Annotated in this window: 7 protein-coding genes; 1 reads left to right on the forward strand and 6 read right to left on the reverse strand. The window is 53.8% G+C overall.

The genetic code is table 11. The features are described from left to right. A partial coding sequence (locus tag LBJ25_05290) for a dTDP-4-dehydrorhamnose 3,5-epimerase (protein ID MDR1453369.1) occupies nucleotides 1-222 on the forward strand: 222 nt, incomplete at its 5' end. Here the strand turns inward: LBJ25_05290 and LBJ25_05295 are convergent. The 6 genes from LBJ25_05295 to LBJ25_05320 form a co-directional block, all read right to left on the reverse strand. Continuing rightward, a complete protein-coding gene (locus LBJ25_05295; GenBank protein ID MDR1453370.1) occupies nucleotides 190-633 on the reverse strand; it encodes a hypothetical protein in 444 nt (147 codons plus the stop codon). The genes LBJ25_05290 and LBJ25_05295 overlap by 33 nt on opposite strands. A 61-nt stretch (nucleotides 634-694) precedes the next feature. Continuing rightward, nucleotides 695-1,378, reverse strand: coding sequence for a hypothetical protein (locus LBJ25_05300; GenBank protein ID MDR1453371.1), 684 nt, complete (start codon nucleotides 1,376-1,378; stop codon nucleotides 695-697). Between the two features lie 78 nt (nucleotides 1,379-1,456). Then, a complete protein-coding gene (gene ftsW / locus LBJ25_05305) occupies nucleotides 1,457-2,545 on the reverse strand; it encodes a putative lipid II flippase FtsW (GenBank protein ID MDR1453372.1) in 1,089 nt (362 codons plus the stop codon). Next, nucleotides 2,529-3,647 carry a hypothetical protein gene (locus LBJ25_05310; GenBank protein MDR1453373.1) on the reverse strand — a complete coding sequence of 373 codons (1,119 nt, stop codon included), beginning with the start codon at nucleotides 3,645-3,647 and terminating at the stop codon, nucleotides 2,529-2,531. Before LBJ25_05310 ends, ftsW begins: the two co-directional genes overlap by 17 nt. A gap of 2 nt (nucleotides 3,648-3,649) precedes the next feature. Then, complete coding sequence (gene mraY / locus LBJ25_05315; GenBank protein ID MDR1453374.1) at nucleotides 3,650-4,624, reverse strand: phospho-N-acetylmuramoyl-pentapeptide-transferase; 975 nt, start codon at nucleotides 4,622-4,624, stop codon at nucleotides 3,650-3,652. Further along, nucleotides 4,621-4,902: histidinol dehydrogenase (locus LBJ25_05320; GenBank protein MDR1453375.1), on the reverse strand; the 282-nt coding region annotated here is incomplete at its 5' end. The genes mraY and LBJ25_05320, both read right to left, overlap by 4 nt.

Below are 4,902 nucleotides of genomic sequence, written 5' to 3' on the forward strand. Positions count from 1 at the left end.
TTTTACATACCCCGGGGTTTTGCCCACGGTTTTGCCGTGCTGTCAGACCTTGCGGAATTCCAGTACAAATGTGACGCTTATTACGCGCCGCAGGCCGAGGCCGGCATTCTCTGGAATGATCCCGACCTCAACATCGCCTGGCCGGTAACTCAGCCGGTCATTTCACCCAAAGACCGGCAAAATCCGCGGCTAAAAGATCTGCCGCCGGACTGCTTTTTTTGAATAATATCCATACACGCATCTGGTCCCGCCGCGCGCGCAGTCGTGTGTATCGTGTATCACTCCATCAATAACAGCCACCATGTGTTTGGACACTTTGGCGATAATACGCCCCCGGGGAAGTTCATTCGGCTTGAGATGAACTTTACAGCCCGTGCCGATCCCCATTGTCGGGACGAACTCCCAGCCGAGACCGGCAAGATATTTGCGGCTAATCTGTTTAGGAACACCTTGCCGCGGCGAAGTTTTGCCTGACTCAATTTGTTTTTTGTCGGCTTTGAGCAGGGCATGCAGATCAGCATAGACTTTTTCGTAGGGCAGCTCCAAAGCTATAGCGATCGCGCGGGTCACACAATCTCCTGTCCTGCCTTGATACCCTGCTTTTTCACGTCCGCCGTCATTGTATATAAACACTTCTGCGCTCTCCTGCTGTTCAACCAGATCAAATGCTCAATAAGTTTAGCATTAAACTCTCTTAGTACTCGATCCCCAACCGCGCGCGCAGGCCGGCGTTGTGATCTTCCACCGCGCCCATGGCATCTACGATCTCCCAGAGCTGCATCAGGCCAAAAGTCAGGACACCCACGCCGATCTGCACTTCTTTCTGCGCCCGGCCGCCGTCCGCGGCTTCGGCGTCCACCGGCACCGCGCTGGCCATGAAAACCGGCACGATAAATTTGCCCAGGAAAATCGCAAAACCCCGCGCCGGATCGCCGGCGTAATTGTGTCCCATCAGCGGCAAAGTCATAGCCAGAGTGGCCGCGCGGCCTTTGTCCAGTTTTTCCAGTTCATAAAGTTTGATTTTGTCATTGAGTGAAAGCGTGTCAAAACCGTATTCCGCGGTTTTTGCCGCGTATTGGTACTGATCTTCGCCGTCCAGGTCTGCCGCGCGGCTTTCGTCTTCGTACTCATAATCTTCGTCTTCAGAAGCATTCCTCAGCGCCGCCAGGTATTGTTCCGGCGTATATTTCACGCCGTCTTTTTCGACCGCGTCGATCGCGCCGTCGTGAAAAGCAATGTCCGCGGTTTGGCCGGCCAGTACAAACGTCTCGTCCTCCACAGCCAGCGCGCCGGCCATAACCCTGCCGTCCGTCAGGTACACCTTATCCGCCAACGCCACCGCACCCACTATGATAAAAAGCAAAATTAATTTTTTCATAACAATCATCTCCTTCTACAAGGAATTCGTAAGTAGTCTTAATTTGTCGCAGCGATATTTTATGTTGCGTTAAAAGGCTCACTCCGCTTCGCGTGAGATCCGCAGGATCACGCCCAGCATCGCCAGCGAAACGATCAGCGAGCTACCGCCGTAAGAAATGAACGGCAAAGTGATGCCTTTGGCCGGCGCCCAGCCCAGCACCACCAGCATGTGCACAGCGGCTTGAATGCCCAGACAGAGTGAAAAGCCCAGCGCTAGCTGCGCGCCAAAAGGATTGCGCACGCGGCCAGCTAGTCTGATCCCGCGCAGCACTAGCAGCGCGAACAAAAAAACCACTGCCGCCGCCAGAATAAATCCGCGCTCCTCGCAGATCATGGCAAAAATATAATCATTGTAATACTGCGGCAAATAGGCAAACTTTTGGCGGCTGCCGCCCAGCCCCATACCGAACCAGCCGCCCGAACCGACGGCGATCAGCGACTGCACTGTATTCCAGCCGGCGCCCTGCCTGTCCTGCAAAGGGTCGAGAAAAGCTGTCCAGCGCCGAAGCTGATACGGCGTGCGCGAGACTTGAAAAATTAAAATACGGAGAGCCAGCAGGCCAAGCACAAATAGATCCATAAGATTGCTGCCGCCAACGATCAGCATCAGCAGCGCTGTTGCGCCGATCACCAAGCCCGTGCCTAAGTCCGGCTGTTTGAGAATGCCCAGCGTCAACACGCCGCAGACCAGCAGGATCGGCAGAACGCCGCGCCGGAAATCCGCTAGAGTTTCTTTTTTATTGACCAGCGCGCCGGCCAGATAAACAATTAAGAAAAATTTTACCAGCTCCGACGGCTGAAAACTCAAGAGACCCAAACGCAGCCAGCGCGACGCGCCGCCGGCCGTAACGCCAAGCCCCGGCCAATAGGTCAAGAGCAGCAAGAAAAACGCCACGGCCAGAGCGCTCGGCGTATATTTTTGCAGCTTGGTGTAATCCCAAAAAGAAAGCACGGCGCACAAAGCCGCGCCGGCGGACAGATAAAACAATTGGCGCAAAATGAAATAAAATTCGTTATTGTAATTTTGCAGACCGGCAATCGGCGTTACCGAAAGGATCATCAAAAAGCCGGTAACCACCAGGGCTATTGCCGGCCAGAGTATATAAGCGTCAACTTTGCGGCGCATATTTCCGCACCAGTTCCTTGAAATAACGGCCGCGCTCTGCAAAATCCTGGAACATATCCCACGAAGCGCAGGCCGGCGACAAGAGGATCAAATCTCCGCTTTGCGCCACGCGAAAACTTTCACGCACGGCCGTGTCATAATCCTGAACCAGCAGCGGCTGAAATTCTTTTAACTCGCGCGCAAATCTCTCCCGCGCTTCGCCCAGCAGGATGAGTTTTTTGAGGCGGCCGCGCAAAGCCTCAGCTAGCGGCTGCAAAGACGTCATTTTGTCGCGGCCGCCGGCGAGCAGGACAATATGCCCGTTGCGCGGTTCGGACTCCAGAGCGACGACTGTCGAGTCCACATTTGTGCCTTTGGAGTCATTGATCACACGAATACCATTGTACACACCAACTTTTTCCATACGGTGCTCCACACCTGTGAACTCCGCAAAAACTTTGTCAATGTGCGCGTCGGTCTGGCCGCAGAGTTTGGCAACCAGCCGCGCCGCCGCGTAATCTTCCTGCAGTTTGTGCGACGCGGTGAAAGGCGCTTTTTGGGCTTTGGCCTCAGCGGTCATCCGGCAGACCCACGGATCATTGGCATTGTAAACCACAAAATCTTCCGCGGTTTGATTGAGCAAAATTCTTTTTTTCGCGGCGGCATAACCGGCCAGATCACCGTGGCGCGCCAGATGATCCGCGGTCAAATTTAAGATCACCGCAATATGCGGGCGAAAAGTCTCGATGTTTTCCAGCATATAGCTGGACACTTCCACGGCCAGATAGGGGTATTCTTTTTCCACAGAAATATACGGCACGCCGATATTGCCGACAGCCGGCACAGCAAGCAGGCGCGAGATCAGCGTTGTGGTCGTGGTCTTGCCGTTTGTGCCGGTCACTGCGATCACTGGCGAGGGATTCAATCGGTAGGCCAATTCTATTTCGCTGATAATCGGAATTTTGACTGCCGGATAATTTTGGGGCGGAATGCCCGGCGAGACCACCAGTAAATCGGCTTCGTCTAAATTTTTCGCATATTGATAATCCGGCAATTTAGCCAGCCGCGCCAGCACCGCCTGCCCCGTCTTGCCGTCCTGTCCCAGCACCGCAACTTTTGGCATCTTTATCTGATCCTAAAAACTACGGCCAGCAACACCGCGCCAGCTGTCAGCAGCCACGCCCAGCGCACAATTTTTTTCTCCGGCCAACCGCACAACTCTAAATGATGATGAAAAGGTGACATCTTGAAAAGCCGCCGGCCTCCGGTAAATTTAAAACAACCCACCTGTAAGATCACCGAGATCGTTTCCCAGACAAACCAAATACCGGCCAGTGCCAGATACAGCTCGGCGTGTAGCAGCAGCGCAAAACCGGCCAGCAGCGTGCCCAGCGCCAGCGAGCCGACATCGCCCATAAACATTTTGGCCGGATGAATATTAAAAACCAAAAAACCCAGACAGGCGCAGGCGGCCAGCAGGGCCAAATACATGAGCTGCGGATTATTGAACTGTCCGGCGATAAAAGCAAAAGCCAGAAAAATGATCATGGAGACGCCGGACGCCAAGCCATCCAGGCCGTCGGTAAGATTCACGGCGTTGGACACGCCAACCACAATAAAAGAAGACCACAGCACGTACAAAAACGGCTGATGCATACCAAGAAGATGCAGCAGCGGCGAGACCATCAAATTGAAATTGTTCTTCAGCAAATAAGCGCCAAACAAGGCGGCGATCACTAACTGTCCGGCCAATTTATAGCGCGCTTTTAAGCCGTTATTTTTGCCGTTTTTGACGATCAAAAAATCGTCGATAAAACCGATCACGCCAGTCAGAGTAAAAAGCGCCAGTAAAATAAACGCCTCATTAGTCAGGCGCGGCAGTCTGCTTAAAAACGGCAAAAATAAAACCGCCAGCAGATCGAGCGAAGCAATGATCATCAATCCGCCCATGACCGGCGTGCCGGCCTTGGCCTGATGGCTTTGCGGGCCGCACTCGCGCACGGCCTGCTTGAATTGGAAACGCCGCAAGCAGCGCAAACCTAAATAGTTAATGCTTACACTGACAGCAATGGCAGGCAGGATCACCAAAAAGATTTTCACTTTTTGCCTTTCAGTCGAATATTCACCGAATGAGCGTGCGCGGCTAAACCTTCCGTTTTGGCTAAAACAGCCACATGCTTTTGCGCGGCGCGCAGATCGGATTTGGCGTACTCCAGCAGCGAGGTGCGCTTGATAAAATCTGCCACACCCAGCGGCGAAGCAAAACGCGCCGTCCCGCCGGTTGGCAGCACGTGATTGGGGCCGGCAAAATAATCGCCCAGAGCCACTGGAGAATAGGCGCCAATAAAAATCGCGCCGGCATTGTTGACCTGTTCGGC

The sequence above is a fragment of the Candidatus Margulisiibacteriota bacterium genome (assembly GCA_031268855.1).
Lineage (GTDB): Bacteria > Margulisbacteria > Termititenacia > Termititenacales > Termititenacaceae > Termititenax.